The organism is Vibrio ostreicida (genome assembly GCF_013074385.2).
Lineage (GTDB): Bacteria > Pseudomonadota > Gammaproteobacteria > Enterobacterales > Vibrionaceae > Vibrio > Vibrio ostreicida.
In genome coordinates, this window is the sequence record NZ_JABEYA020000006.1 from 143,049 (window position 1) to 168,451 (window position 25,403).

31 protein-coding genes are annotated in these 25,403 nt (G+C 51.9%); 27 read left to right on the forward strand and 4 right to left on the reverse strand.

The window, feature by feature from the left end; translation table 11 throughout:
• The first annotated feature begins 47 nt into the window (after nt 1–47).
• Nucleotides 48–1,403, forward strand: a complete 1,356-nt coding sequence (gene creD / locus HLM86_RS10965) for a cell envelope integrity protein CreD (protein WP_170882834.1) — start codon at nt 48–50, stop codon at nt 1,401–1,403.
• A 143-nt stretch (nt 1,404–1,546) separates the two neighbouring features.
• On the opposite strand, the gene HLM86_RS10970 is transcribed toward creD, so the two are convergent.
• Complete coding sequence (locus tag HLM86_RS10970; RefSeq protein WP_076590373.1) at nt 1,547–2,470, reverse strand: LysR family transcriptional regulator; 924 nt, start codon at nt 2,468–2,470, stop codon at nt 1,547–1,549.
• Between the two features lie 502 nt (nt 2,471–2,972).
• Here HLM86_RS10970 and HLM86_RS10975 point away from each other — a divergent pair.
• The gene (locus HLM86_RS10975) at nt 2,973–4,169 is read left to right on the forward strand and encodes a glycine C-acetyltransferase (RefSeq protein ID WP_076590374.1); all 1,197 of its coding nucleotides are present in this window, start codon (nt 2,973–2,975) and stop codon (nt 4,167–4,169) included.
• A 104-nt stretch (nt 4,170–4,273) separates the two neighbouring features.
• On the forward strand, nt 4,274–5,305 hold the full coding sequence (gene tdh, locus HLM86_RS10980) for an L-threonine 3-dehydrogenase (protein WP_076590375.1): 1,032 nt from the start codon (nt 4,274–4,276) through the stop codon (nt 5,303–5,305).
• Between the two features lie 482 nt (nt 5,306–5,787).
• Here tdh and HLM86_RS10985 read toward each other — a convergent pair whose 3' ends face one another.
• Nucleotides 5,788–6,393, reverse strand: a complete 606-nt coding sequence (locus tag HLM86_RS10985) for a LysE family translocator (protein WP_170882835.1) — start codon at nt 6,391–6,393, stop codon at nt 5,788–5,790.
• Between the two features lie 289 nt (nt 6,394–6,682).
• A complete protein-coding gene (locus HLM86_RS10990; protein ID WP_076590377.1) occupies nt 6,683–7,411 on the reverse strand; it encodes an XRE family transcriptional regulator in 729 nt (242 codons plus the stop codon).
• A gap of 310 nt (nt 7,412–7,721) precedes the next feature.
• Between HLM86_RS10990 and HLM86_RS10995 the strand changes: the two genes are divergently transcribed.
• The 23 genes from HLM86_RS10995 (at nt 7,722) to HLM86_RS11100 (ending at nt 23,123) form a co-directional block, all read left to right on the forward strand.
• A complete protein-coding gene (locus HLM86_RS10995; RefSeq protein ID WP_076590378.1) occupies nt 7,722–8,525 on the forward strand; it encodes a helix-turn-helix domain-containing protein in 804 nt (267 codons plus the stop codon).
• Nucleotides 8,522–9,241, forward strand: a complete 720-nt coding sequence (locus HLM86_RS11000; RefSeq protein WP_076590379.1) for a replication protein P — start codon at nt 8,522–8,524, stop codon at nt 9,239–9,241. The genes HLM86_RS10995 and HLM86_RS11000 overlap by 4 nt, the downstream gene beginning before the upstream one ends.
• On the forward strand, nt 9,231–9,449 hold the full coding sequence (locus HLM86_RS11005; protein WP_076590380.1) for a hypothetical protein: 219 nt from the start codon (nt 9,231–9,233) through the stop codon (nt 9,447–9,449). Before HLM86_RS11000 ends, HLM86_RS11005 begins: the two co-directional genes overlap by 11 nt.
• 58 nt (nt 9,450–9,507) lie before the next feature.
• Complete coding sequence (locus tag HLM86_RS11010; protein ID WP_170882836.1) at nt 9,508–10,170, forward strand: hypothetical protein; 663 nt, start codon at nt 9,508–9,510, stop codon at nt 10,168–10,170.
• 362 nt (nt 10,171–10,532) lie between these two features.
• Nucleotides 10,533–10,751 (forward strand): hypothetical protein, encoded by a 219-nt coding sequence (locus HLM86_RS11015; RefSeq protein WP_076590382.1) that lies wholly within the window; start codon nt 10,533–10,535, stop codon nt 10,749–10,751.
• The gene (locus HLM86_RS11020; protein ID WP_245798264.1) at nt 10,675–11,232 is read left to right on the forward strand and encodes a transglycosylase SLT domain-containing protein; all 558 of its coding nucleotides are present in this window, start codon (nt 10,675–10,677) and stop codon (nt 11,230–11,232) included. The genes HLM86_RS11015 and HLM86_RS11020 overlap by 77 nt, the downstream gene beginning before the upstream one ends.
• Entirely contained in the window at nt 11,225–11,632 is a 408-nt protein-coding gene (locus HLM86_RS11025; protein WP_143678301.1) for a hypothetical protein, read from the forward strand. Before HLM86_RS11020 ends, HLM86_RS11025 begins: the two co-directional genes overlap by 8 nt.
• On the forward strand, nt 11,568–11,810 hold the full coding sequence (gene lysC / locus HLM86_RS20495) for an Rz1-like lysis system protein LysC (protein WP_425445257.1): 243 nt from the start codon (nt 11,568–11,570) through the stop codon (nt 11,808–11,810). Before HLM86_RS11025 ends, lysC begins: the two co-directional genes overlap by 65 nt.
• Nucleotides 11,783–12,058, forward strand: coding sequence for a hypothetical protein (locus HLM86_RS11030; protein ID WP_076590385.1), 276 nt, complete (start codon nt 11,783–11,785; stop codon nt 12,056–12,058). Before lysC ends, HLM86_RS11030 begins: the two co-directional genes overlap by 28 nt.
• A 71-nt stretch (nt 12,059–12,129) precedes the next feature.
• The gene (locus HLM86_RS11035; protein ID WP_170882837.1) at nt 12,130–12,660 is read left to right on the forward strand and encodes a hypothetical protein; all 531 of its coding nucleotides are present in this window, start codon (nt 12,130–12,132) and stop codon (nt 12,658–12,660) included.
• Nucleotides 12,653–13,258 carry a phage baseplate assembly protein V gene (locus HLM86_RS11040; RefSeq protein WP_170882838.1) on the forward strand — a complete coding sequence of 202 codons (606 nt, stop codon included), beginning with the start codon at nt 12,653–12,655 and terminating at the stop codon, nt 13,256–13,258. The genes HLM86_RS11035 and HLM86_RS11040 overlap by 8 nt, the downstream gene beginning before the upstream one ends.
• Before the next feature lies 1 nt (nt 13,259).
• Complete coding sequence (locus tag HLM86_RS11045; protein WP_076590388.1) at nt 13,260–13,598, forward strand: GPW/gp25 family protein; 339 nt, start codon at nt 13,260–13,262, stop codon at nt 13,596–13,598.
• Nucleotides 13,595–14,482 carry a baseplate assembly protein gene (locus tag HLM86_RS11050; RefSeq protein ID WP_076590389.1) on the forward strand — a complete coding sequence of 296 codons (888 nt, stop codon included), beginning with the start codon at nt 13,595–13,597 and terminating at the stop codon, nt 14,480–14,482. The genes HLM86_RS11045 and HLM86_RS11050 overlap by 4 nt, the downstream gene beginning before the upstream one ends.
• Nucleotides 14,475–15,092: a phage tail protein I gene (locus HLM86_RS11055; RefSeq protein ID WP_076590390.1), complete on the forward strand. Its 618-nt coding sequence runs from the start codon at nt 14,475–14,477 to the stop codon at nt 15,090–15,092. Before HLM86_RS11050 ends, HLM86_RS11055 begins: the two co-directional genes overlap by 8 nt.
• 11 nt (nt 15,093–15,103) lie before the next feature.
• Nucleotides 15,104–16,285, forward strand: a complete 1,182-nt coding sequence (locus tag HLM86_RS11060; protein ID WP_170882839.1) for a phage tail protein — start codon at nt 15,104–15,106, stop codon at nt 16,283–16,285.
• A gap of 10 nt (nt 16,286–16,295) precedes the next feature.
• Nucleotides 16,296–16,877, forward strand: coding sequence for a hypothetical protein (locus tag HLM86_RS11065; protein WP_076590392.1), 582 nt, complete (start codon nt 16,296–16,298; stop codon nt 16,875–16,877).
• Nucleotides 16,878–16,968: 91 nt separating this feature from the next.
• Entirely contained in the window at nt 16,969–18,435 is a 1,467-nt protein-coding gene (locus tag HLM86_RS11070; protein ID WP_076590393.1) for a phage tail sheath C-terminal domain-containing protein, read from the forward strand.
• A complete protein-coding gene (locus HLM86_RS11075) occupies nt 18,435–18,944 on the forward strand; it encodes a phage major tail tube protein (RefSeq protein ID WP_076590394.1) in 510 nt (169 codons plus the stop codon). The genes HLM86_RS11070 and HLM86_RS11075 overlap by 1 nt, the downstream gene beginning before the upstream one ends.
• Before the next feature lie 61 nt (nt 18,945–19,005).
• A complete protein-coding gene (locus tag HLM86_RS11080; protein ID WP_170882840.1) occupies nt 19,006–19,296 on the forward strand; it encodes a phage tail assembly protein in 291 nt (96 codons plus the stop codon).
• A 105-nt stretch (nt 19,297–19,401) separates the two neighbouring features.
• Nucleotides 19,402–21,525: a phage tail tape measure protein gene (locus HLM86_RS11085; protein ID WP_170882841.1), complete on the forward strand. Its 2,124-nt coding sequence runs from the start codon at nt 19,402–19,404 to the stop codon at nt 21,523–21,525.
• Nucleotides 21,525–21,929: a phage tail protein gene (locus tag HLM86_RS11090; protein ID WP_076590397.1), complete on the forward strand. Its 405-nt coding sequence runs from the start codon at nt 21,525–21,527 to the stop codon at nt 21,927–21,929. Before HLM86_RS11085 ends, HLM86_RS11090 begins: the two co-directional genes overlap by 1 nt.
• The gene (locus HLM86_RS11095) at nt 21,904–22,110 is read left to right on the forward strand and encodes a tail protein X (protein ID WP_076590398.1); all 207 of its coding nucleotides are present in this window, start codon (nt 21,904–21,906) and stop codon (nt 22,108–22,110) included. Before HLM86_RS11090 ends, HLM86_RS11095 begins: the two co-directional genes overlap by 26 nt.
• Nucleotides 22,101–23,123 carry a contractile injection system protein, VgrG/Pvc8 family gene (locus tag HLM86_RS11100; RefSeq protein WP_076590399.1) on the forward strand — a complete coding sequence of 341 codons (1,023 nt, stop codon included), beginning with the start codon at nt 22,101–22,103 and terminating at the stop codon, nt 23,121–23,123. Before HLM86_RS11095 ends, HLM86_RS11100 begins: the two co-directional genes overlap by 10 nt.
• Nucleotides 23,124–23,183: 60 nt before the next feature.
• On the opposite strand, the gene HLM86_RS11105 is transcribed toward HLM86_RS11100, so the two are convergent.
• Nucleotides 23,184–23,633 carry an exoribonuclease R gene (locus tag HLM86_RS11105; protein ID WP_076590400.1) on the reverse strand — a complete coding sequence of 150 codons (450 nt, stop codon included), beginning with the start codon at nt 23,631–23,633 and terminating at the stop codon, nt 23,184–23,186.
• Between the two features lie 536 nt (nt 23,634–24,169).
• Here HLM86_RS11105 and HLM86_RS11110 point away from each other — a divergent pair.
• Nucleotides 24,170–25,378, forward strand: coding sequence for a NupC/NupG family nucleoside CNT transporter (locus HLM86_RS11110; RefSeq protein WP_076590401.1), 1,209 nt, complete (start codon nt 24,170–24,172; stop codon nt 25,376–25,378).
• Nucleotides 25,379–25,403 lie beyond the last annotated feature (25 nt).

The following is a 25,403-nucleotide window of genomic DNA, read 5'->3' on the forward strand; positions in this document are numbered from 1 at the left end:
CCAAATGACGGCGTTAGAGTAAGCGCATCATTTAAGGAGAATGAATCATGAAAAACGTCCTCAATAACCCGCTCGGCATCAAGTTTGGCTTGGTGCTGGTGTTGATCCTATTACTGCAAATTCCAGACGCGATGGTCAGCGGTTTGATTTCTGAGCGGTCTGTGCGACAGGACACTGTGCGTGATGAGATTGCCCAGAGCAGCAGCACAGAGCAGCGTATCGTTGGCCCACTGATGGTCATTGACTACACCCAAACACGCACCCGTGAGGGGCGCACCGATTCCGAGCCGCGTCAGGCGTTTATTTTGCCGCAAAGCTTGGAGGTTCGGGCCAATCTGGACAGCTTTGAAAAATATCGCGGGATCTACCGCGCCAGACTGTATAACGCCGACACGGCGTTGCAAGGGGCGTTTGATCTGAGTTTACTCAAAGCATGGAATCGCGGAGCGATCACCGACATTAACGTTGTGGTCGGGGTACGAGATAGCCGCGGATTGATCCGGATCGACACCATGACCTTGGCCGATCGTCAGGTTGACATCATACCGGGGACAGGGCTGATCCCCTTAGCTCAAGGCTTTCGCACTCGTCTGGATCGCAACGCCCTCGACCTCACACAGGCGCTGACGTTTGACTTGCGCTTCTTACTTCAAGGAATGAGTAAACTTCAAGTCACGCCCCTTGGCCAAAGCACGCAGGTTGAGCTGTCGTCGACATGGCCTCATCCGAGCTTTATTGGCGACGCCTTACCGATCTCCTCAGACGTGTCACCCGCGGGTTTTCGCGCTCAGTGGACGACCAACAACGTCTCGACCAATATTACCCCGCTGTTTCAAGATTGCATGTCGGACACGACCTTGTGCGATGAGTTTAATCAGCGCCAATTCGGGGTCGATTTGATTGATCCGGTCGACCACTACCTCAAATCCCACCGCGCCATCAACTACTCCCTCTTGGTGATGACTTTGGTGTTTGCGAGCTTTTTCTTACTTGAGGTGCTGCAGGCTCGGCAGGTTCATCCGATTCAATATGGGTTTGCCGGACTGGCGCTGGCCTTGTTTTATCTGCTGTTGATCTCGCTCAGTGAACACACAGGTTTTAATTGGGCTTATGTGATTTCCGCCTGCGCCTCAACCGGTCTATTAAGCGTCTACGTTGGCGGAGTGTTCCACCACGCTCGTCATGGGGCCGTGTTCGGGGTGAGCTTATTGTGTTTGTATGCGCTGTTGTTTGGTTTGATACAGGCCGAGAATTACGCCCTGTTGATGGGCAGTGTGTTGTGTTTTTCTGTGCTGACCTTGGTGATGATGCTGACCAAAAACGTCGATTGGTACGCGCAGGCGGATCCCCGCTCAGGGTCCGCTCACCCAGCGCCGCCGCGTTTAAGGAACGACGATGAATAGCCTCCAACCGCGGCCGGCGTGGTCGAAAAAGAAAGTGCGCCCGAGCCTACTGCAACAGATGTCTTGGTGGTGCCAACAACAACCGCAGCGACGCGCCAACGTCAACCGGTCACGCAGCCCGTCGCCTTGAGCAGAACTCACCGTTATGAGCTGAGCGTGTCGCCCAGCTCACGGCTAATATAGTCAATAAACACTCTCAGTCGCGCGGGCATGTATTTGGTTTGTGGATACTGCATGGCGATCGCGCCATGGTAATTGCTTTTGATGGTCCAGTCGGACAGAACCGGCACCACCTGTTGTTGCTCAATCGCATCGGCGATCACAAAATCATGAAAAATGCCAATACCAAGCGCATTTTTGACCCCAGTTAAGCGCATCTGAGAGTGGTTGACGGCATAACGGCCGGAGACAGTGACCGAATGATACGCATCGTCTTTAAAAAAATCCCAGACGTTATCGCGTTCGGTTTCCGCCAGAAACAGACAATCATGCGCCAGCAAGTCGGTAGGGTGAGACGGCATCCCGCGCTCTGCGAGATAATCGGGGCTGGCGCACAACATAAGATTGGTTTGGCCGATGTCTTTGAGCACCAAATTTTCATCCGGTTTATCCGTCAGCTTAAAGGCAATATCAATCCCATCTCTGAGCAAGTCAATCTCCCCGTCGGCGACCCGCAGTTGCAGCTGAATATCAGGATAGCGTTGCAAAAAAGGCACCACATAGGGTTGAAGCACCGAGTTGAGAAAAGCCTCAGGGGCGGCAATGGTCAGCGAACCGGTGGCTTGCTTATGATCCGTGGTGGATAGCTCCCATGCCTGCTGCGCAGCGTTGACCATCAAAATAGCCTGATCGTACACTTGTTGGCCCGTCGGCGTGATGACCAGTTTTCGAGTGGTGCGCTCAAACAATTTAACCGACAGCGCAGACTCCAAACGCGTGATCAACTTACTGAGCGCAGACGGCGTCACGTCGAGCTGTTTTGCGGCGGCGGTAAAACTGCCTTGTTCGGCGATAACAATAAAAGCCGCTAAATCAGGCAGTAAGGCGATAAGCTTAGAATTGACCAAAATGAATCCGTGATATCAAGTGAAATTATCAATAAAACCCGTTGTCAATCCTCTTCAAATCGATAAAGTGGTTAAATAGTAACCAACAACGGAGTGGCACAATGCAAGAATCAAGTACTTTGCTCGATCTGGATACCATGATACATGACATCCTGCTGGCCGCCTCTGTCATCGCCTTAATCACTTTGCTAAGCCTCATACACGAAAAATAGCAAGGCCCACGCCAGTCTCCTCTCTCTTCTCCACCAGCGTGCAGGCGAGTCAGACCTGACAAGCATAGCGGTCGGCTGACAACACGCTGAGTGTTATGGCTCATTCCTGTGATTTACATCATAAAAAGCCCGCATTTGTGCCTCAGATTCACGAATGTTTTTCCAGATAGCAGGATAATGAAAAGCGCCATCATCGATTACACTTAGCCCATTCTTATAAGCGGTCTGCCGATTGCGGCGGGCCTCAACAAGCAACGACGCTTGATTTAATCACTAGCAAGGAATTTGACATGTCTTCTGCATTCTACCAACAAATTCAGCAACAAATCGAAGACGTAAAGACCGAAGGTCTTTACAAATCTGAACGTATCATTACCTCTCAGCAGCAAGCGGCGGTCAAAATCTCCAGCGGCGAAGAAGTGTTGAACTTTTGTGCCAACAACTACCTTGGGCTGGCGAATCACCCTGAGCTTATCCATGCTGGCAAAGAGGGCATGGAGACGCATGGCTTCGGAATGGCGTCTGTTCGCTTTATCTGTGGAACTCAAGACATTCACAAGCACCTTGAGCAAAAGCTGTCGAGCTTCCTAGGTAAAGAAGATACGATTCTGTACACCTCGTGTTTTGACGCAAATGCAGGCCTGTTTGAAACCATCCTTGGCAAAGAAGACGCGATCATTTCTGATGCGCTAAACCACGCTTCGATCATTGATGGTGTGCGTCTGTGTAAAGCGATGCGTTTCCGTTATTCCAACAACAACATGCAAGAGCTAGAAGCACAGCTCATTGCGGCGAAAGAAGCCGGCGCTCGCCATATTCTGATCGTGACTGACGGCGTGTTCTCCATGGATGGTGTCGTGGCGAACTTGCCAGCGATTTGCGATCTTGCCGAGCAATACGGTGCCTTGACCATGGTCGACGACTCTCATGCCGTTGGCTTTATGGGCAAAACAGGCGCAGGCACCCACGAATACCACAATGTGGTTGACCGCATCGACATCATTACGGGCACCCTAGGCAAAGCCATGGGCGGCGCGTCAGGCGGTTACACCTCGGGCAAAAAAGAAGTGATTGACTGGTTGCGTCAGCGTTCACGCCCATACCTGTTCTCTAATTCTGTTGCGCCAGCTATCGTTAACGCATCGATTCGTGTTCTCGATCTGCTTGAAGAAAGCGGCGACTTGCGCGACCGTCTATGGGCAAACTCGGCGCATTTCCGTACTCGTATGGAAGCGGCGGGCTTCACCATGGGCGGCGCGGATCACGCGATCATTCCTATCATGCTGGGTGATGCCAAAGTGGCGGCTGAATTCGCCGAACGTGCGCTAGAAAAAGGCATCTACGTGGTGGGTTTCTCTTTCCCTGTGGTGCCTAAAGGCCAAGCGCGTATCCGTACTCAAATGTCGGCAGCGCATTCTCAACAGCAACTTGACCATGCGATTGATGCCTTTATCCAAGTGGGTAAAGACATGGCTATCATCGACTAAAAATGAGGTCTGCGGTGTCAATCGCCGACCTCAACGATACCCATAGAACAACACGATTTTTTGATTTTCGCCTTGCAGTTAGGTGAAATGAACTAGGTAACATTATGAAAATTAAAGCACTTTCTAAACTTAAGCCTGAAGAAGGCATTTGGATGACCGAGGTTGAAAAACCGAAAATGGGTCATAATGATCTTCTTATCCGTATTAAGAAAACCGCGATTTGTGGTACTGACGTCCACATTTACAACTGGGACGAATGGTCACAAAACACCATTCCGGTGCCCATGGTGGTCGGCCACGAATACGTTGGCGAAGTCGTGGGTATTGGTCAGGAAGTGCGTGGTTTTGACATTGGCGATCGTGTGTCTGGCGAAGGGCACATCACGTGTGGCCATTGTCGTAACTGTCGTGGCGGCCGTACTCACTTGTGTCGCAACACCACTGGCGTTGGCGTCAATCGCACGGGTGCCTTCTCTGAATTCCTCGTGATCCCCGCCTTCAACGCCTTTAAGATCCCGGCTGAAATCTCTGACGATCTCGCTTCTATCTTTGACCCGTTTGGCAACGCAGTGCATACCGCGCTTTCTTTCGACCTTGTTGGTGAAGATGTCCTGATCACGGGCGCGGGTCCAATCGGAATCATGGCGGCCGCCGTCGCTAAACACGTTGGAGCGCGTCACGTGGTGATCACTGACGTCAACGAATACCGCTTAGATCTTGCTAAAAAGATGGGCGTGACTCGCGCAGTCAACGTGATGGAAGAAAAACTTGAAGACGTGATGTCCGAACTTGGCATGACGGAAGGGTTTGATGTCGGCCTTGAGATGTCGGGTAACCCGTCGGCGTTTAATAGCATGTTGACCAACATGAACCACGGCGGAAAAATCTCGCTGTTGGGTATCCCACCTTCAGACATGGCGGTTGACTGGAATCAAGTGATCTTTAAAGGCTTGGTCATCAAAGGCATTTACGGACGTGAAATGTTCGAAACGTGGTACAAGATGGCCAGCTTGATCCAATCCGGCTTAGATCTGACCCCGATCATTACCCACCATTTCAAAGTGGATGACTTCCAAGCCGGCTTCGATATGATGCGCAGCGGCCAATCAGGTAAGGTTATCCTAGATTGGGAATAATCCAAAAAAGCGCCCCGAACGGGGTAAGCTGATCAGTGATGGGGGTCTGATGCGAATCAGGTCCCTTTTTTTATGCGTTACAGTTCAACACCTTAAAGGCGGGTTAATGTTATTTTAATGCAGAGCAGATTTACGTTCGATGTTTAAGATATTGATATAATGTGACTGTTCTTATCATCGTCCCCTTTTTCTAAACTTGGCCCGCCATTAAGGGAAGGAAACTCAGTGAAAACAGAGCGGAGATAACTCTGTTTGCTCCCCGCGACTTTATCAGCCTGCGAAAGCGGCACTTTTTTATGCATGACTGACGTATCCGGGCGAGCGATAACATTGCGTTTGGTCGAAAGATAGGGTCGGCACGGAGGCCGAGGCGTTTCTGTGCAGCTCCACCATCACAGGGCTAAAAAGCCCTATCGATAGGGCGCAACGCCTTTGCCTAAATGGGCTCGGGAAAGGTCAACGCCGTGAATGGGCAGGGCGGCTTAACTCTGCGTGAACAAGGAATACAACAAACTGGTGACTAAGGCAATAATGCACAGGCACGCCCCTTTATTGACCCATTTCACCTTGCTGACCAGCAAGCGATTGATGCGCTCAATCTGTACCGTCAGGCCAACAAAAGCATACCAGAGAAGGCTCACCAAAAAGGTAATCACGGGCAATAACACCAACACCATCATATCGGTCGCGGCCGTGAGGTTGACGGTAATCGCACTGCTGATAAACAAAATGGCCTTGATGTTCAAGATTTGCAGACAAAACCCGGAGCGGAACCCATAGTGGTGATCTTGACTGTGTTCGCCATTGAGTTGAGGCTGGCTGATAAAAAGCTTGTAAGCCACATACAGTAAGTACAGGCTACCGAGCAGATTAATCACCATATTGACGTTTGGGTCGAGAAATAAGGTTCTAAACCCCGTGACGGCCAAAGTGGCGATCAACAGATTGGCGCAAGCAATGCCAAGCACGCTCATTAAGACGCGACTTTTTGAATGCAAAATCGCATTGGTGACGGTATAGATGAATCCAGGCCCTGGGCTCATGATCCCTAAGCTGACCACAATCGAAAAACTGAAGATAAGTGCCATGTGTGTGTTATCCCTCCTTGATTTTGGCGGTGTTAATACCCTTTTTTTGGGCAAGATGTAAATAACGCTTGGCCAAAACGAGGTGATTTTCTCAAGATAATTGAAAGGCGAGCGACACACAACGCCGTGTATGCGCTTGCGCCTCGCTGTGGGCTGTTAAACGCGTAACCCAGCGCTCACAATATGTGTTGCTGTTGTGTCGACGCGATGCGCGTGGCATCAACACGAAATGTGAACCACCGAGCCAGACTGCCGCAACGAACGGGCAGGGCGACGGTGTTCACCGCGTTCACAGCATCACGGAATACCAAAAAACACGGCCCAAAATGGTGATTTGCTCTTCGGCCACTTCATGGGCTTTGAATTCTTTGGCTGGGTATTCGGCTTCATTGAAACTGTAGATACGCAAGCCGCCACCGGGCAATTTATACAACTTTTTGATAAACAGTTCCGCGCTGTGATTGATGGCGTACATTTTGCCGTCCACCAGCGTGGTGTCACCGCAGTTAATCCCCACGGTGGAACCATCGGGCAGCACCGGCTCCATGCTGTTGCCGCTGACTGAAACACACACCGCTTCACTTTGATCAACACCAAAGCGTTTCAACGTCGATTTGGCAAAGCGAAGTCGAAAGCCATTATCGTGCTCAGTTTCACAGGCAAAGCCATGGCCAGCCGAGAGCTTAATGTCCGATAAAAATGGGATCGCCACCTCTTGTTTAGACAGTGGGGTTTTGCTGTCCCAAGTTTGCATGTTGCCAAGAATTTCGGCATTGCCCTGAGCCTGAGGAGGGCTGCTTACACTTGGCTCTTCACCAAACAAGAGTTGTTTCGGCTCAACCTCCAAGGCTTGAGACAGGGTTTCGGCGTCATCAAGGCTGATACTACGAAGCCCAGATTCATAATTACTGATCCGCGAAGGGCCCCAACCACATTTTGTGGCCAAGGCGCGCTGGCTCAGTGCTTTGTGTTCTCGGATCTGCTTAAGGCGCAGTCCTACTTCATGTTTTTTACTCATAGCAGAAAATTAACACGCTCCGTGGGCGCTGTATGCACACTTTTTGTGTTTACAATAATACACGAATCGTGTACATTTACAATCATTGAATGACGCAATAAAACCCATTTTTTGATTGGCGACTCCGCCCCCAGATCATCATTGGGGCGAACAGACGCGGCCGTTGGAGGCCAGATCGTGATCGAGGCGACCAGAGTCAAGCTCTTTGCATTCTGGCCAAGCAAGGTTGATTTAATTGGTTGATATAAAGTGATTTATATTATTTGTGTTCATTTGTTTAGCGCCCGTTTTTCCCAAAGAAGGAGACATAATGTCCATCAAAGTTATGAGTTACGTATGGGATATTCCACAGTTCAAAGGGTCCGATAAGCTGGTCATGTTGTGTTTAGCAGACCATGCCGATGAACACGGACTGTGTTGGCCTTCGATTGAAACGATCGCCCGCAAAAGTGGTGTGTCGGCGACAACGGTGAAATCGACCTTGAAAAAGCTCGAAACGGGAGGCTGGGTGGCAAAGAAACATCAGTTTAAAAAGTCGGGCTCTGGGCGCTTGGTACGGGCCAGCAACCAATATCGTTTGCCTGTGTTGCTGTTAAAGAAAAAAGCCGATCAACAACAAACAGACCAACAGCCGATATTCGACGGTTCAAAAACAGAACAGTCGAAACCCCCTCAGGGGGTGGGTCAAATTTCGCCTCAGGGTAGGTCGAGATCGGACCATAAACCATCAATAGATCCCCCAATAGATCCCCCAATTCTACCTGCAGAGCTTGAATGGTCTAACAAGGTGGCTGACAAGGAGCGGGTTTACTGTGAGATCCCACTCAAAGGCAAGCAGACTCACCATGCGATGACCCAATCTCAGATCGAGCAACTCAGTCAGCTCTATCCTGCGGTGGATGTGGATCAGCAACTCAGAAACATGATTGGTTGGTGTCAGGCAAACCCTCAGCGCAAAAAAACAAAACAAGGGATCAATCGATTCATTCATGCTTGGTTGTGCAAAGAGCAAAACAAAGGCTGTGCGCCCAGCGCACGCGGAACCATGACGCCGGATTTTAACAATGGCGACACGGATTGGGCGCAATCCTTGTCCTTGGGAGGCGAGCAATGAAGTCCATTGCGGAGCTGACTCACACCTTGCAACCCGGCGTGAAGGGCGGTGAGGCGGGGGCATCCTCGTCGTCGCCGTCAAGGCCAGTGCCTCAGGCTGCGATTCATTTGGTCAACGATTTGTTTGCCGAATTACAGGGCATTTTTCCCGCCTGGCGCGTCGCGTTCCCCAATCAGACCACGGTCGATAAAGCCAAACGCACATGGACTCTGGCGCTGTTTGAATCGGGCGTCCATCACCGTAAGCAAATCGAGTTTGGTTTGCGTAAAGCCCGGCTGTCTGGGCTGCCGTACATCCCGAGTGTGGGCCAGTTTGTGCAATGGTGCCGACCCAGCGCGGAAGATCTCAATCAACCCACGGTCAGGCAGGCGTTTGCCATGCTCGGGGATTACCAAGCCAGCCAGCAGTTGGCGGACGACACACTGAGAGCCACAGTCCCTCTCGTCGTTCAGGCGGCGTTTAACCAGATCAACCATTGGGACTTGGGGCATTTGTCTGAGGGGCGCTTATTTCCGATCTTTGAAGACGAATATCAACGGCTACTGACCAAACTGGCCTGTGGCGAAGACATCTCGGCGCAATACCCGCGCGCCTTGCCGACACCGAGCCAACGAACCCTGACCTTTGAAGAAAAGGAACGTCATCGAGTCAACGGCTTGTCGATCATTCAGCAACTGAAACGTCAACACTTTGGGAGAAACCCTCATGACAAATAATCAAGCATTAGTGGCATTAATGACGTCGCGTCAACGACTGTGGTCCCCCGCGGAGCTTTGCGCAGGCTTAAATCTGGATGTGTGTGACCTGGTCCGAGTGATCAAAACGGCCCGTCAGTCTGGCGTCAATGTTTGCCATCAGAGCAATGCGCAGACCCACTATACAAGCAAATATTGGCTGGCCGAATCAGGCATCACTTTAGGTTAAACCAAAGACGGCAGCGTCTTAACGGCGTGTTGGTGTGAATAATCGAAGAGGAATCATCATGGGATTAGCGACGAATGTGGAAACTTGGCCGATGCCTGCGGCAATTGGTATGGCCACCGAAGGGATCAAGGCAAAACATTACGATGGAACCAGCGGTGGAGGCTTTGGCGCCGCCGATCATCAAATCGGGATCAAAATGGATGGGGCGAAAGTCTTGGTCGCGATTGAGCGTATGCAGCGCAAAGCGCCCCATTTAGCCGCTTGGAGCCTATTCGCCTATGCTTCGCCGTCTTGGAACGCGTCAAGCAACACCGCGTGCTTAATAGAAAGTGTGCTCAACGACTGGGTGGTCCAACATGCGGAGCAGGGCGTCATCGTCCAAAAACGCACCTATGCCAAAATCAAAGCCATGACCGCCATGATTGCCGCTGGGCTTGCGTTGCAGCATCGCACAGGGTGCCCAGACCAAGACGCAGCCACCGCTTCTGCCATGGTCTCTGGCACAAGCCGACAGTATTTGATTCAGGCTCTGGTGGCGGTGGACGTGCAAGATAAAGCCGACACCAGTGACGCGTTTCAGCGTCAACGCACACGCTATTATCAGAACCATTGGTCCAACTGGGCCAAACACGTATTGGCGATGCGTGCCTTACTGCTCGATTACGATCGTTCCGCGCGGGGCCTGTTTAGCCAAGAGTTGGAAAACCAGAGTCGAGCGTAACCCTCTTGGTCGACCCGGCTCCTCGCAGGCCAGCTTATCGATAACGCGCCTGCGGGGTGTCAGATCCTCACCCGTTTCCCCTCACACCCATCGCCCACCACGCCGCTGATGCCTTACTCAGCGGTGGTCACTGGCGGGTGAGCCATCAAAGCAAAATAATCAAAAAAACACTTGAAATAAAAAGCGGGGCAGGTTACTGTATGTATATCCATTATGGATAAGTGTACAATAATTATTAAGTCTGCTGAATGGACGAACAAAAACGAACAGACCAGCTCAACAGACATAAGCACCCCCTCATGCAACCGCCACGATGGCGGTTTTTTTATACCTAAAATTTGATCAAACCCAAAGAGGCCATGATGGAAACCTACCTATTTACCTTCTTTGCTTTTGCCGTTTCTTTACTTCGAACCCTCACTGTTGTGATGCTCGCTTGGTTAACCTTACGCCTGTTTGACAAGAGTTTGGGGATCACGTTTGCCAACTGGTGGAACCATGCCGATGACAATGCTAAAGCTGTGTATCTTGGCGCTCGTTGTATTGCCGTTTTCCTCGCCTTCAGTCTTTGCTTGGCCTAATCACTACGATTGGCAAATCAAAAAGGCGACACGTCACTACCTGCCTATGGTTCCGTGGCAACTGTATAAAGCCCAGCTTATTCAAGAATCGTGGTTAAACCCCAATGCCCTCAGCCCAGCTGGCGCAGCGGGTATTGCTCAGTTTATGCCCGGTACTTGGTTGGAGGTATCCCAGCAACTTGAATTGCAAGGCACGCCAACGGATGCGCGGCTCGCCATACCGGCGGGGGCGTATTACATGGCGAAGCTAAGACGCGTCTGGAAATGGCCAAGACCAGAGCAAGACCGACATAACTTGGCGCTTGCCTGTTACAACGCAGGCTGTGGTCACATCCTTAAAGCGCAACAGCTGTGTGGAAATCCGAGCTTGTATCCTCTAATTATGCAATGCCTGCCTCAGGTCACAGGCCATCATGCGGAGGAAACGCGGCACTACGTCCCACGTATCCGAGATCTCTACCGGCGGCTCATGTATGAATAGAATCCTAATGTCCATTGTCGCCGCAGCACTCACGGCGGGTGTGATTGGCTACCAACGTCTGACGATTGCGTCGTTAGACGCTGAGATCGCGCTTCACAAACATCGCGCAGAGAACGCGATACAGCGTCGCAATGCATTGGCGACAGAGTTGCAAGCATCCGAAGCGTCGAAACAAACCTTGTTGGCTGGCTTACAGCACAGCCAAACGGTGCTGGCTGACCGAGATGCCGCGTTGCAACAAGCACAACAAAAATTGGCGGAGTTGTCGAATACCCTAAGAGGACTGAGAAAAAATGATAATGAGTACAAATACTGGTCTCAAGCTCGTGTTCCTGATGGTGTTATCCGGCTGCTCCGCCACTCCCGAACCGGCGAAAGTGATCGTCAAAACGGTGGTTAAAACGGTCACCCTTCCCCGACATTTAGCGCGAGATTGCCTCGCACCGGCGATTCCGGCCATAGGCAGCACCAACGATCCGTTGGCTGAGTACATGGTCAGAATGGAAAACGCACTCAAAGATTGCAATACAGATAAAAAGAGTATTCGACAATGGCTGAATCGACCCCCAATGCAGTAGCCAACACCTCCGCGGCGATTGTTATTGCCAATGGTGTTTCGGAAAGCGGCTTTGCCAAATCCCTGCTGAGTGCGTCGTTCGATCAGGTGATCAATGGCCATTTTTATTGGCAATTGTCGGATTTATTGACCTTGATTTGTAGCGCGATTGTGATCACCAACTTTTTCCTGACCCGAATCGAAATTCACCAAGCCAAGCGAGAGCAACAAGCTCAGCACAAAGAGCAGGATAACGGCGAGCCGAGGTGAAACGCGATCCTATTTTCCCCGCAGAATAACGCATGGCGCTGTTAACGCGGGCATCAACTGGAAGAACTGAGATGAGTAACGGCATTAATTTTAATGATTACCACCATCAGGTGAAGCAATGGTTGGCTGAGGCTTTACCTGAGATCACCCTAATGGATGACTATCCGAGCACAGAAACCGTGATGACAACCCCTTGCGCTGTTTTTGCGGTAACGAGCTGGAAACGGGCGGCCCATCAGTCATTGATGGGCACAACCGAGCTGACCTTGGCTGGCGAGGTGCACGTGTTTGTCAGCACCAGCCAAACGCAGCACGCGCTGCGGGTGTGCCAAGCCGCGATGGCGATCGCGCTCGAGATCGACGAGTCTCGTTTTGGTCTGTCGATTGAGCCGGCCTTGTTGATCAAAGCCGAACCGGTCGCCGCAACGGCAGAACACAGCAGCCGAGTGACTTGGGCGGTCCGTTTTGAACAGACATTGAGTCTCGGCGAATCGGTGTCGCTACCGCCGTCGCTTGTACCGACTCAGGTGTGGGTGGGGTATGACCCAGAGATTGGCTCACCGAATCAAGATCGCTATCAAACGGTGGTGACCGATGACTGAGCTACTGTACATCGTCCGCGATCTGCAACGACGCATCGCCAATATGATCAAGCGCGGCAAAGTCCACAGTGTGGATGTGTCCCAGTCACCGCCGCGAGTGCGGGTCGAATACGATCAAGGTGCCGTGACGGGCTGGTTGCCATGGGTTTCAGGGCGAGCTTCAAGCCAGCATCGCTGTGACTGGGAACCGTTGGCGGTTGGCGAACAAGTGATGATCTTATCGGAATCGGGAGAGCTGACGGCCGGCGTGGTGATCCCCGCGATAGCGGACTCAGCCAGCCCAGTCCCGAGCAAGTCAACGGATGAACACGTCAGCCGTTACTCCGATGGCACCGAGATTCACTACCACCGCGGGGCACACAAACTGACCATCACGATGGGCAGTGGCGGGGATGCCGAGTTGAACTGCAACACCTTTTTTATCAATGGAGACATCGAACACAATGGCAAGCAGCACAGCACTGGCAACATCCAATCTGACCGCAACATCATAGATAAAACGCGTTCGATGGGGGCTGACCGGGCGATCTTTAATCGTCATGTTCATCGCTCTCCAGAGTCGGGGGCGTCGACCTCTCAACCGGACGAGAAGCAATAATATGAAAGGAATGAACCAAGACACAGGCAAGGCGCTGGACAACATGGCGCACTTAAAACAATCGGTGCGCGATATCTTGACCACGCCGGTCGGCTCAAGAGTGATGCGCAGAGCGTATGGCAGCGACTTGTTTGAACTGATTGACAACCCCAGTGCACCTGAGACGGTGGCCAACATCATCGCCGCCAGCGCGCAAGCCCTGCAAAAGTGGGAGCCGCGCATTAGCGTCAAAAAAATTTACGTGAATACGGCGACACCTGGCGCGATTGAGCTGTCCATCGAAGGCGTCTATAAACCCAACGGTCAAGCGATCACATTAGAGGGAATCGAAATTCAATGAGTATCCAAGATTTATCTCAATTGCCAGCACCTGACTTGCTTGAGTCACTCGACTACGAGACCATTTTTGCGCAAATGCGCGATAAATTGCTGGCGAACGATCCAACGTTTACAGCGATGACGGAGTCCGACCCGGTCTACAAACTGTTGGAAGTCGCCGCGTATTTTCGACTGCTCGATCGCCAGAGAGTGAACGAAGCCGCGCAGGCGGTGTTACTGGCCTATGCCCAAAACAACGACCTCGATCAAGTCGGAGTGCGCTTTAATGTCGCGCGTCAGCAAATTGCGCCCGCCAACGACACCACCTTTCCCCCGACGCCGGCAGTGATGGAGCCCGACGACGATTACCGTCGCCGTATTCAGCTGGCCCTTGAGGGGATGTCGGTGGCCGGTCCGGTCAACGCTTACAAATTTCATGCCCTCTCGGCGCACCCTTTGGTGGCCGATGTGACGGCAATCAGTAAGACACCGGGTCACGTGTTGGTGAGCGTATTATCGCGACAAGGCAATGGCCACGCCGAGCAACCTATTCTCGACGCCGTGACCGCGGCTTTGAGCGCAGAAGACACTCGTCCACTGACCGATGCACTGGCCGTGCAGTCGGCGACGATCATTAACTACGATATTGAAGCGACCCTGTATTTGGACTCTGGCCCAGAATATGAGCCGGTGTTAGCAGAAGCGCAAGCGCGCATTCAAGCGTACACCACCGAGCAGTTTCGTCTTGGACGCAACATTCGTAAAAGCGCCATTGATGCCGCCTTGCATGTGGCAGGCGTGCAGAACGTCGTGATCCATAAACCGCTCAACGATGTTGTGATCAGCAAAGAGCAGGCGGGTTACTGCGCCGCGATCTCGGTCAACTATGGGGGCGAAGATGAATAAAAACATCTTGCCACCCAACGCCAGTCGGGCCGAAGTGGCGATGGCCGATGCGATCACACCGACGTTGCCAGTGGCGATTCGGGATGTCTGGAACCCGTTGACCTGTCCAGAGGCATTTTTACCCTATCTGGCTCAAAGCTTTTCGGTTGACCGCTGGGACGCGAGCTGGACAGAGCAAGAAAAACGCGCCGCGATTGAAGCGGCGTTTTTTGTTCACCGACATAAAGGCACCATCGCCGCAATCCGACGAGTCGTTGAGCCGCTGGGCTATTTAATTAACGTGATGGAGTGGTGGCAAACGCAGCCACAAGGCGAGCCTCATACCTTTGCCTTAACCGTCGGTGTGCTGGACAGTGGCATTAGTGATGAGATGTATCGCCAAATGGTCGCGCTGATCGAAGACGCGAAACCCCTGCGAAGCCACCTCACTGGGCTGGCGATTCACGCGGAAAGCCGCGGCGTTCTATCGGTGAACGCGGGCATGTATTGTGGCGATTTAACCACTATTTACCCCTACGCACCAGCCGCGGTGAGCGTGTCTGGTCTTATGTACCATTCAGGACGTGAACACACCATAGACAGAGTGAACGTCTACCCGATATCAGGATAAAAGAAGGCACTATGAGCAAATTCTTTACGATTTTAACCCAGGTAGGTGAAGCCAAACTTGCCAATGCGACGGCGCTGGGGCAAACCATTCGGTTGGCTCAATTAGCGATCGGCGATGGCAATGGCGTGTTACCCACCCCAGACCAAAAGCAAACCGCGCTGATCAATGAATTGCGCCGCGAGCCCCTCAATGCGGTTGACACCGACCCCAATAACCCCAATTGGATTATCTGTGAACAGGTGATCCCAGAAAATGTCGGTGGTTGGACGATTCGTGAAATCGGCCTCTATGATGGCGATGGCGATTTGGTGGCGGTGGGTAACTTCCCAGAAACCTATAAACCGGTCTTGGCAGAAGGGTCAGGCCGTACTCAAACCGTGCGGGTCGTGCTGCAAGTCAGCGCTTCGTCCTCGGTGGAACTTAAGATTGATCCCGCGATTGTTCTCGCGACTCGTGAGTATGTCGATAAGCAGGACAATGACCACGCCGAAGACCTTAACCCTCACCCACAATATGTGTTGGTGGGTGTGGGCCAGTTTCTGCCTTATGATCCAGAACGTTGTTATTCGGTGGGCGAAATTTGTTACACCAAGGACCCCGTGACTCGTGAATTATCGTATTGGCAATGGTATTCAAACCGAGAGTCCTTAACGGGCAAAGACCCCATCAATATCGCGCATCGTCATCCTGGCTGGAAAGACACCACCAAACCGTTTTACTGGATACCTTATACCGGTGATCAGGTGGGTACGCCATTCTTCTGGCTTGATACCACGCCGCCGGAATGGGCGGTGATGGAAATCAATGTTGATTTGCCTGTTGCCGTGTATTGGCGCTTGGCCAGAACGTATCCGCACCTAGTGAACAACGGTGTGATTAATACCGGTGAAATTCGCGGTGAGTTTTTAAGGGTGCTCGATCAGGGACGTGGCGTGGATTCTGGAAGAACACTAGGTTCGTATCAAGCGGGAACGAAAATTACCGGTGAAGTGGGGGATCCAAGTACACCAAACGGCCATACGATCGCCAATATAAATGATGTGTTCGGCGATCCTTTGTATGAAGATCTCTCGGAATTTGATGCGAGAATAAATTATTCAAGAACCAATTTGCCGATTTATGAGCCTTGGCACGTTTGGTGGGTTACAACCCGACCACGTAACACTGCTCGACCCATGGCAATAGCCATTTAAAGGAGCCACTGTGAGTAACAAAGAAAAGTTCTATTATCCTCTTGATAAGCAAACCCACGAAGTACTGGCCGCTGTTCGGGCACAATATCGAGGCGGCATGTTTCATATTCCAAAAGACGCCCTCCAGTGTGAGCCGTTGGCGCCTAAAGCAGGGTTTGCGGTGGTGGCCGTATTGAATCAATCAGGCCAAGCCTTTGAGACACAATATGTTGAAGATCACCGCCAACTCACCATTTACGATCAGGCAGACAGCGCTCGTTCACAAGTTGTGTCTGAACTGGGTCCCATTGAATCTGGATTTACCTCGGAAAAACCGGAGACGGAATTTGATGAGTGGGTGAATGGGGCGTGGGTAACAAACGTTAAGAATCAATATATTACCCAGTATAACCAAGTGGATGACCGCCGTCGCGCGGCGTATCAGAATATGGTTGCGCCACTGACGGACGAAGCCTACATCAAACGTCATCTTATTCAGACCGCGGAGGCGATTGTGGACGCTGAGCAATTGGAAAAACAGGCGCTCGCCGCGCGGTTGAAAATTCAGGCTGAAAATCCTTGGCCGGCGCCGCTTACAGACACACGCCCGTAACGATACGGGCTTTTTTATCTCTAAACCTTGGCCTCGTCACGCCGATCGCGTTTGACGAGGCTTTTTATTACCCAAATAACAGGAATACGCTATGACGCAATTTCTTCACGGGGTGGAAGTTATCGAAATTGATGACGGTTCACGCCCTATTCAGACGGTGAAATCCGCGGTGATTGGCTTGGTGGGAACAGCACCGGATGCCGCTGGCGCCGTGGCTGCCCGCTTAAACCTAGGCAGCGCGATACTCAATGATGGTTTGACACTGAGCGCGAACACGGCCGGCAGTCAAGGCAATGCCATCAGCCTCAACATCGTCTCTCCAGAGACGGCAGACGCGTTACTGTCTGTGTCTGTCGATGGCAACAAAATCTCGGTAACACTGGCGACCGATGCGACGCAAGCTGCCGTAAGCACCGCCAGCGAAGTCAAAGCGGCGATTGAGGCCAACCCGGAAGCGTCGGCGTTGGTCTCGGTGGCTCTGATGGGCGATGGTCACGGCGAAGTGACTCCAATTGCGCGTCTTTACTTAGAAGGCGGTCAAAATGAACCCTTCCCATTGAACAAGCCAGTGGCGGTGGCGGGCAGTCGCAAACGCGCGAAAGGGCTCGGCAAAACCGGCACCTTACCTGCGGCGATCGACGATATCTTTGACCAAGCGGGTGCATTGGTGATTGTGGTGCGTGCAGAGCAAGGCGCCGATGACGCCGAGACTCAAGCCAACGTGATCATGGCAATGCAAGCCTTTCTCGATAGCCAAACAGAAACGGGTTACACACCGCGTATCTTGGTGGCGCCGGAGTTCAGCCAATTGGATGCGGTGGCCTCGGAATTGGAAGCCAAGGCCAAACGCCTACGTGCGGTCACTTATGTGGATTGTACGCGCGTCGCCAGTTATACCGATGCGATGAAACGGGCTCGCCGCTTTGGTGAACGTGTGGAAGTGGAATGGCCGTGGGTGCGAGTGTTTGACACCGAGCAAGCCATAGAAATCGACCGTCCGTCTTCGGCACGCCAAGCTGGCCTGCGAGCACGGATTGATGCGGAGAAAGGCTTCTGGTGGTCGAAATCCAACCAGCAAGTGTATGGCATTGTTGGCACGACTCAGCCGGTGGACTGGTCACTGGGTGATCCCAATACCACCGCCAATATGCTCAATGAAAACAAAGTCAGTACCCTGATTCGGGAAGGCGGTTTTCGTCACTGGGGCAACCGTACCTGTAGCGTCGATCCTAAGTGGACGTTTGAACAGACGCGCCGCACCGCGGATATCATTAACGACAGTGTCCAACGGGCACACCTGTGGGCCGTTGACCGCAATATCACCAAAACGTACGTTGAAGATGTGACGGAAGGGGTCAACGCCTATCTGCGTGAGCTGAAAGCGCTTGGCGCGATCTTAAACGGCGAATGTTGGGCAGACAAAGAACTCAACACGCCTGCAACGATTCAAAAGGGCATCGTCTACTTTGATTTTGACTTTTGTCCTCCTTATCCGGCTGAGCACATTATTTTCCGCAGCCGATTGAACAATGATTACTTGGAAGAGGTATTTAGCTAATGGCTGCAAACAATTTACTGAGCCGCTGGGCAATTTGGGTCGACACGGTGGGCAAAGCGGGCAACGCCAAAGAATACACGCCGCCGGTGCTTGAGGTTCAAACCTCAGATTTTCAGGCAGGCGATATGGACATGCCGATCCCCGTCGATGAAGGCATGGCCGCCATGGAAGCCAGCTTCTCTCTCTTTGGTGTTGATGTCAGCGTACTCCCGCTGTTTGGCCTGCGTCAGGCAGAACGAACCGCCTTAAAAGTGCGTTCTACCTACACGGATCTTAACGGGAACGCCGAGGACTTAACCGAAGAGCTGCGTGGCATGATCACCAAGATTGAACGCGATACCCAAGACACGGGATCTCAGCGCGACAAAGTCATGAAAGTCACAATGAAACTCGACTACTACAAGGTCAGTCGTGCGGAGGTGACCTTGATTGAAATCGACCCTGTCAACCATGTGCGTCAACTCGGCGGCCTCGATGCCCTTGAGCAAACGCGCAAGATGATCAAATAACCTCAATTTACCCTTCAACTCCAAGGCCGCGTGACGCGGCCTTTTTTATAGGAACATTATCATGGAATACCCAACAAACACGGCTCAAGTCACACTGAACTACCCAATTGAACTGGGTGGGAAAACCATTGAAGTCCTGACATTGCGCCGCCCTAAAGTGCGCGACCAGTTGATCGCCGATAAGCAAAATAAGAACGATGCCGACAAGGAAGTACACTTAATGTCGCTGCTGGCTAACGTCGAAACGGGCGTGATTCAGGAACTGGATATGGAAGATTACTCGGAGGTGCAAAAAGTGATCGTGGGTTTTCGCAAGAACGCCTCAGCGAACATGACATCCAACGTGGATTAATGATTCTGGCCAGCCATACCGGCTGGTCACTCTCTGAAATGTTGGGGTTGCCAATGACGACGTTCATTGAGTTTATTGAGCACCTACCAAAGAAGGAGGCATAGAATGGTCGATGAGAATCTAACATCGATGATGACGCTGAGCGGTATTCTTTCCGAGAACTTCACCAAAATGGGTGAGACGTTCAAAACGGCCATGACGGAGGCGAGTGAACAAGCTGAGCGGCTTCAAAGTCAGCACGTCATCCTCAGACAACAAATTGTGCGCACCGCATTAGCGGGTAACGACATCACCGAGTTGGTTGACCGTTATCAAGAATTGGGTCAATCGATCAACGCCGCGACCCGCGAATCTGAAACCTATGGGAATGCGTTAGAGCTGGGCGATAAAATCCGCAGTATCGGGGCGGCCAGCCGCGCCGCGGCGGCGGAGATTTGGAGAATGGGCAAAGCCTTCGCCAGCGCAATGCACAAGACCAATATCGAGACCGCCAAAATCGTGGGCTTGGCGAAGTCCTTCGACATGAGTACCTCAAGCTTTCAGGCGTGGTCTGGGGTTGCTCAGGAAGCAGGACTGGAAGGTAAGCACCTAGGTGGCATGGTTAAAAATCTCAGCGATAAAGTGATTGATTTCCAGAAGTTGGGCCAAAAATCCTCGTCTGCGAGCGCGTTTAAAACCTTGGGGATCAAGCAATCCATGCTCGACGGTATGGACGCCGCAGAACAATTTGAAGAGGTGATGAAACGCCTTGAGGGAATGGATGACCAACAACAAGCGGCCTCGCTGGCGAACAAACTATTGGGCAAGCAAGGCAGCCAGTTATCCAATGTCATTAATCAGAGTGGCAAAAGCGTTAAGCAGCTGCTAGACGAACAGCGAAAATTTAACCTTTTGACCGAAGAAGGCGCGAAGGGCGCCGCGGATTACAGCAGTGAGGCAGGTAGTCTTAAAACCGCGCTGACGTCTGCTTGGCAAGATATTGCAGGCGTCATCGGGGGCGAGTTGGTCGGTGAGATCAAAACACTCAGTGCCACCTTCACTCAATTCTATAGAGACAACAGACCACAAATTATTGGCTTTTTTAAAAGCGCCATCGAATTTGGGCGCGGCTTGAGCGCAGGCTTAGTGTCGATGGCCAGCTGCGTGAATACGGTCGTTCAAGCGTTGGGGGGCTGGGAAAATGTCGGCATTGCCATCGCCTCTCTCATGGCAGGCAAGTTGATTGCAGGATTGTTTAGTGCCGTTATTACCGTGTATCGGCTGGTGAGGGTGGTGGGTTTGGCTAATATGGCCATGATGGCCTTTAATGGCGTCATGATGGCGAATCCGATCGGCATGATCGCTGCGGGGATCAGCCTTTTGATCTTCATGGGTATTCAGCTGTACCAAAACTGGGATTCAGTGACGGCTTGGATTGGCAAAGCTTTTGCCCAGTTAGTCTCCATCTTTACAAGTGCCACAGACACGATCAGTCAATGTTGGGGAGAGTCGGTCGCCTATATCGGTGGTTGTTTGCAGTGGCTCACGACCGAATTTTCGGCCGTTCGCTCGTCGATTCTATCCATGCTGATCTGGCCATCTATCGAGATGTTCAGTCAATGTTGGGGAGAGTCGGTCGCCTACATCGGTGGTTGTTTGCAGTGGCTCAAGACCGAATTTTCGGCCGTTAGTTCGTCGATTCAATCCATGCTGAGCTGGCCATCTATCGAGGTGTTCAGTGAATGTTGGCGAGAGTCGGTTGCCTACATCGGTGGTTGTTTACAATGGCTCAAGACCGAATTTTCGGCCGTTAGTTCGTCGATTCAATCGCTGTTAAGTTTTGACCCGCTTGCGCAGATTGCTGAGCACTGGTCTCCGATCACCGAGTTCTTTGAACAACTGTGGGGCGGGATCACGGGCATCTTTGACAAGGGAATGGCCAAAATAACCTGGGTTTGGGACACCGTCAGTGATTGGACGTCGTTGATGGGCCTGTCGGGGGATGACGAGCACGACGCTTATCAAAAACGGGAGGCGAGCAAGCTACCCACCGCCCTATCAGGCCGAGGCAGGCTGGCGATTGAAAGCCGCTATGGTGCCACTCAGGGCAATACCGTCAACCAAAACGTCGGTGAAATAAAAGTGTATGCCGCACCGGGCCAGTCTCCAACAGATGTGGCTCGAGGCATTCAAGCACAACTAGGCGGGCGCCAATACAGCGCCCTGCATGATTTACCGGAGGTAGGATAATGGCTCAAGTGATGCTGACGTGGAGTGGGTTCTGTTTCAAAATCGATACCGCCGCCTACAACGAATTGGTCAGGAAGTGGCAGTGGCGCTGGAGCGCCCAGTCGCGGATTGGCCAGTCAGACCTTATCCAATATACGGGTAAGGTGGCGGTGAAAGTCTCATTAAAAGGTGAGATCGCCCCTGCAATTAACTCTGCGGGGGCGCAGCGCGTCACAGACTTGGCGAGGCTGGGGGATGAAGGACAACCTCGCATGTTGACCAGTGGCCTAGGCGATGTACTCGGATACTGGGTGATGACGGATCTCAGCGAAACCAATACCAAGTTTATTCAGCATGGCGTGCCACGCCGACAATCTTTTGCATTGGAGTTAACATTTTATGGTGACAATTTACCGAACCCGTGAAGGGGATATGGTCGATGAAATTTGCTGGCGGCACTATGGCCGAGAGAGTGCGGTGGTGGCGGTCTTAAAGGCCAACCCTGGTCTGGCGGACTGCGGGCCACTGTTGCCCAGTGGCATTGCTCTGCATTTGCCCCACTTACCCACGTCTGTGGTCAGGGAGCCTGCCAGTTTATGGGACTAGACTACCAACCGGGATTTTCACTGTCGATTGAGGGTGAAGATATCACGCCGATGATTCAACAGTACTTGACCAGTTTAACCTTAACGGACAACGCTGGCAGCGAATCAGACCGGCTTAATTTGACCTTAACCTTGCCCGCCACGATCGCAACCCCCAAGCGGGGGACGATCCTTCACTTGGGCTTGGGATTCAATGGCGAATTGTACAACAAAGGCGCTTATGTGGTGGATGAGGTCTCCTCAAGCGGGCCGCCAAAACAAGTGCAAATTGTCGCCAATGCCGCGCCGATGGATAACCGTAAACAACCGGGCAGTTTACAAACCCAAAAAACGCGAAGCTTTAACACGCTCACGTTGGGCGATCTGGTCAAAACGGTGGCGTCAAAGCATGGCTTGGTGCCGCGAATCAGCGCGAGTTTAGAGGCCACTCGGCTTGCCCATGTGGATCAGGTGAATGAAAGTGACATGAGCCTATTGACCCGCTTGGCGACCCGTTTTTCAGCGGTGAGCAAACCCGCCAATGGGTATTGGCTGTTTTTGAAGCAGGGAGAGGGCAAATCGGTCACCGGCAAAACATTGGCCAATATTACCCTTACACCTGAACAGGTCACCAGTTGGCAATGCCGTTTCAGTAGCCGTAATGCGGTGCGTCGCGTGGTGGCAACGTATCATGATGTTCAATCGGGCATGACCAAAACGGTGTCGAGCGGCAGCGGCGAGCCTGAATTGCGCATCGTGTTCAAACATCCGAACCAAGAGGAAGCCAGACAAGCAGTGGCAAGCAAAGCCAAAAGCGTTAACATGGCCAGCGCCACATTGGACCTGACGTTGCCAGCACGGGCCGCGTTGATGACGCTGGTGGCTGAGGGCCATGTGACCTTGGCCGGATTTGGCACCACCGAAGATGGCGAATGGCGGGTAAAATCGGTGGAATGGTCGCTCAGTCAGACGGGCTTATCGCTGCGCATCTCTGGTGATCGAGGCGGCGACCCTCTGTCAGACGAAGGCGACTAGAGCAAGCTTAGCACCGCTTGCTCGACCATCTTGGTTGCGTTGGGCGGTGCAAGACGGCTTTTATGACGCGCTCGTGCTGATCTGCGCGTATTGCCTGAGCAAGTCGGTCAGTGTGGTCACCCATTCCAACGCATTAGCAGGGGGATGCATTAATAAGACATCGACGTGTTGGCAGTGGCGCTCCAAAGGAATGGCCTGCTCAAGATGAAACGAAACCGCGTAAAAATGCCATAACAGCAAGCGCTGCATACGCTGGGTATTCTGTGCCTCGTGCTCCGAGTCGCTGAACAGCGCAGGCAGCTGGCTTAACGCGATCGCACTCATTCTGAGCATGGCATCAAATTGGGCTTCCTGCTGGCGTTCCGCGGAGGTGGTTTGCTCGGCGTCAAAGGTAAAAAGTTCCGTCATGGACGTCTCATCGATCAGGCGATGAATCATGCGCAAGCTCAGCGTTTCTAACTCTTCACGGGGAAGCGATTGCAGAGAGGAAAGGGTATAATCGCGTTGCATATTGGTCTCGGTTTACCACAAAGGCCGTTATTCTAGCTTGCTGGCCTGATAAAGCCAGTCCAATGCGTGAATGCTGAAACAAAATTCGCCCCATCGGAAACGATGGGGCGAAGTTTTGTGTTGTGTTTGCTTTTAGTCTAGCGTGACGTTGTTAGTCAACCGTATCTGTTCGAGTACGTTAGTTGACGCATTTCTAACGTTAGAAGTCACGGGCTAAATCGCCAATAAATTGTTAAAATTCGGCGTTTTGTCCTTTTAAAATGTGAGTGTTGTCACCCGTATCATATCAATTTTATGCATATTTCATTAAAAATCATTCTGTATGTGTATCGTTCGGGGTCAGTGGTTGAATTCACCGATTATTCAGAAGGTTAAACGATTGCGTCAAAATAGAGGATGAAAATCCAATGGTTTTCGTTATACTCCCCGCCCGGTAATGAGCCACAGGCTCTACCAATACAAGCCGTCACATGGAACAGTGAATGACCCCACGGACTGGACCAGCTATTTTTCAATGCTTGTAGAGGTGATCTTTAATGAACGTCCTGTTTGGATTAATCGGAGTCTTGGTGCTGCTGGGGTGTGCGCTGTTGTTGTCAGAAAATCGTCAAGCGATTAACTGGAAAACAGTATCACGAGCCTTGTTGCTTCAAGTCAGTTTCGCAGCCTTGGTGTTGTATTTCCCATGGGGACAAACGGGCCTGACGTGGTTGAGTAATGGCGTTGCCGGTTTACTTGGCTTTGCTGATGAAGGGATTGCCTTCCTCTTCGGGGATTTAGCCAGCACTGGGTTTATCTTTGCCGTTCGTGTTCTGCCGATTATTATTTTCTTTAGTGCCCTGATTTCAGCTCTGTATTACCTTGGTGTCATGCAAAAAGTGATCGCCGTGATTGGCGGCGGTATCCAACACTTTCTGGGGACCAGTAAAGCCGAGTCGTTAGTGGCGACAGGCAATATTTTTCTTTCTCAAGGTGAGTCTCCCCTTCTTGTTCGTCCTTTCCTTTCGCGTATGACTCGCTCTGAACTGTTTGCTGTGATGGCGGGGGGCATGGCGTCCGTTGCTGGCAGTGTGCTGGGAGGGTATGCTGCGCTGGGCATCGAGCTCAAGTATTTGATTGCGGCCAGCTTTATGGCGGCGCCTGGTAGCCTGATGATGGCCAAGTTGATCGTTCCAGAACGTGAAGTGCCGATCGATCAATCCGACATCGAAATGGATAAAGCGCAAGACAGCAATGTCATCGATGCGCTCGCCAGTGGTGCGATGAATGGTATGAAGGTTGCGGTTGCAGTCGGTACCATGTTGATCGCGTTTATCAGCGTGATTGCCATGGTCAACACGGGACTTGAATACCTAGGTGATGTGGCTGGGTTTAGCGGCCTGACGTTGCAATCGGTGTTCGGTTATCTTTTCTCGCCACTGGCGTGGGTGATTGGGGTTCCGCTCAATGAAACGCTGATGGTTGGCTCGTACATTGGCCAAAAAGTCGTGATGAATGAATTTGTCGCCTTCATCGATTTTGTCGAGCATAGAGCTTTGCTGTCAGAGCACTCTCAAATTATTGTTACGTTTGCTTTGTGCGGGTTTGCCAATATCGGTTCAATCGCTATTCAGCTTGGCTCCATCGGTGTGATTGCACCAGAGCGTCGCTCGGATGTGGCCAACTTAGGGATTAAGGCCGTGATTGCGGGCACGCTCGCCAATTTGATGAGCGCATGTTTGGCGGGCATTTTTGTGTTGCTATAAAAACCAGACACGGACGACGATTTTC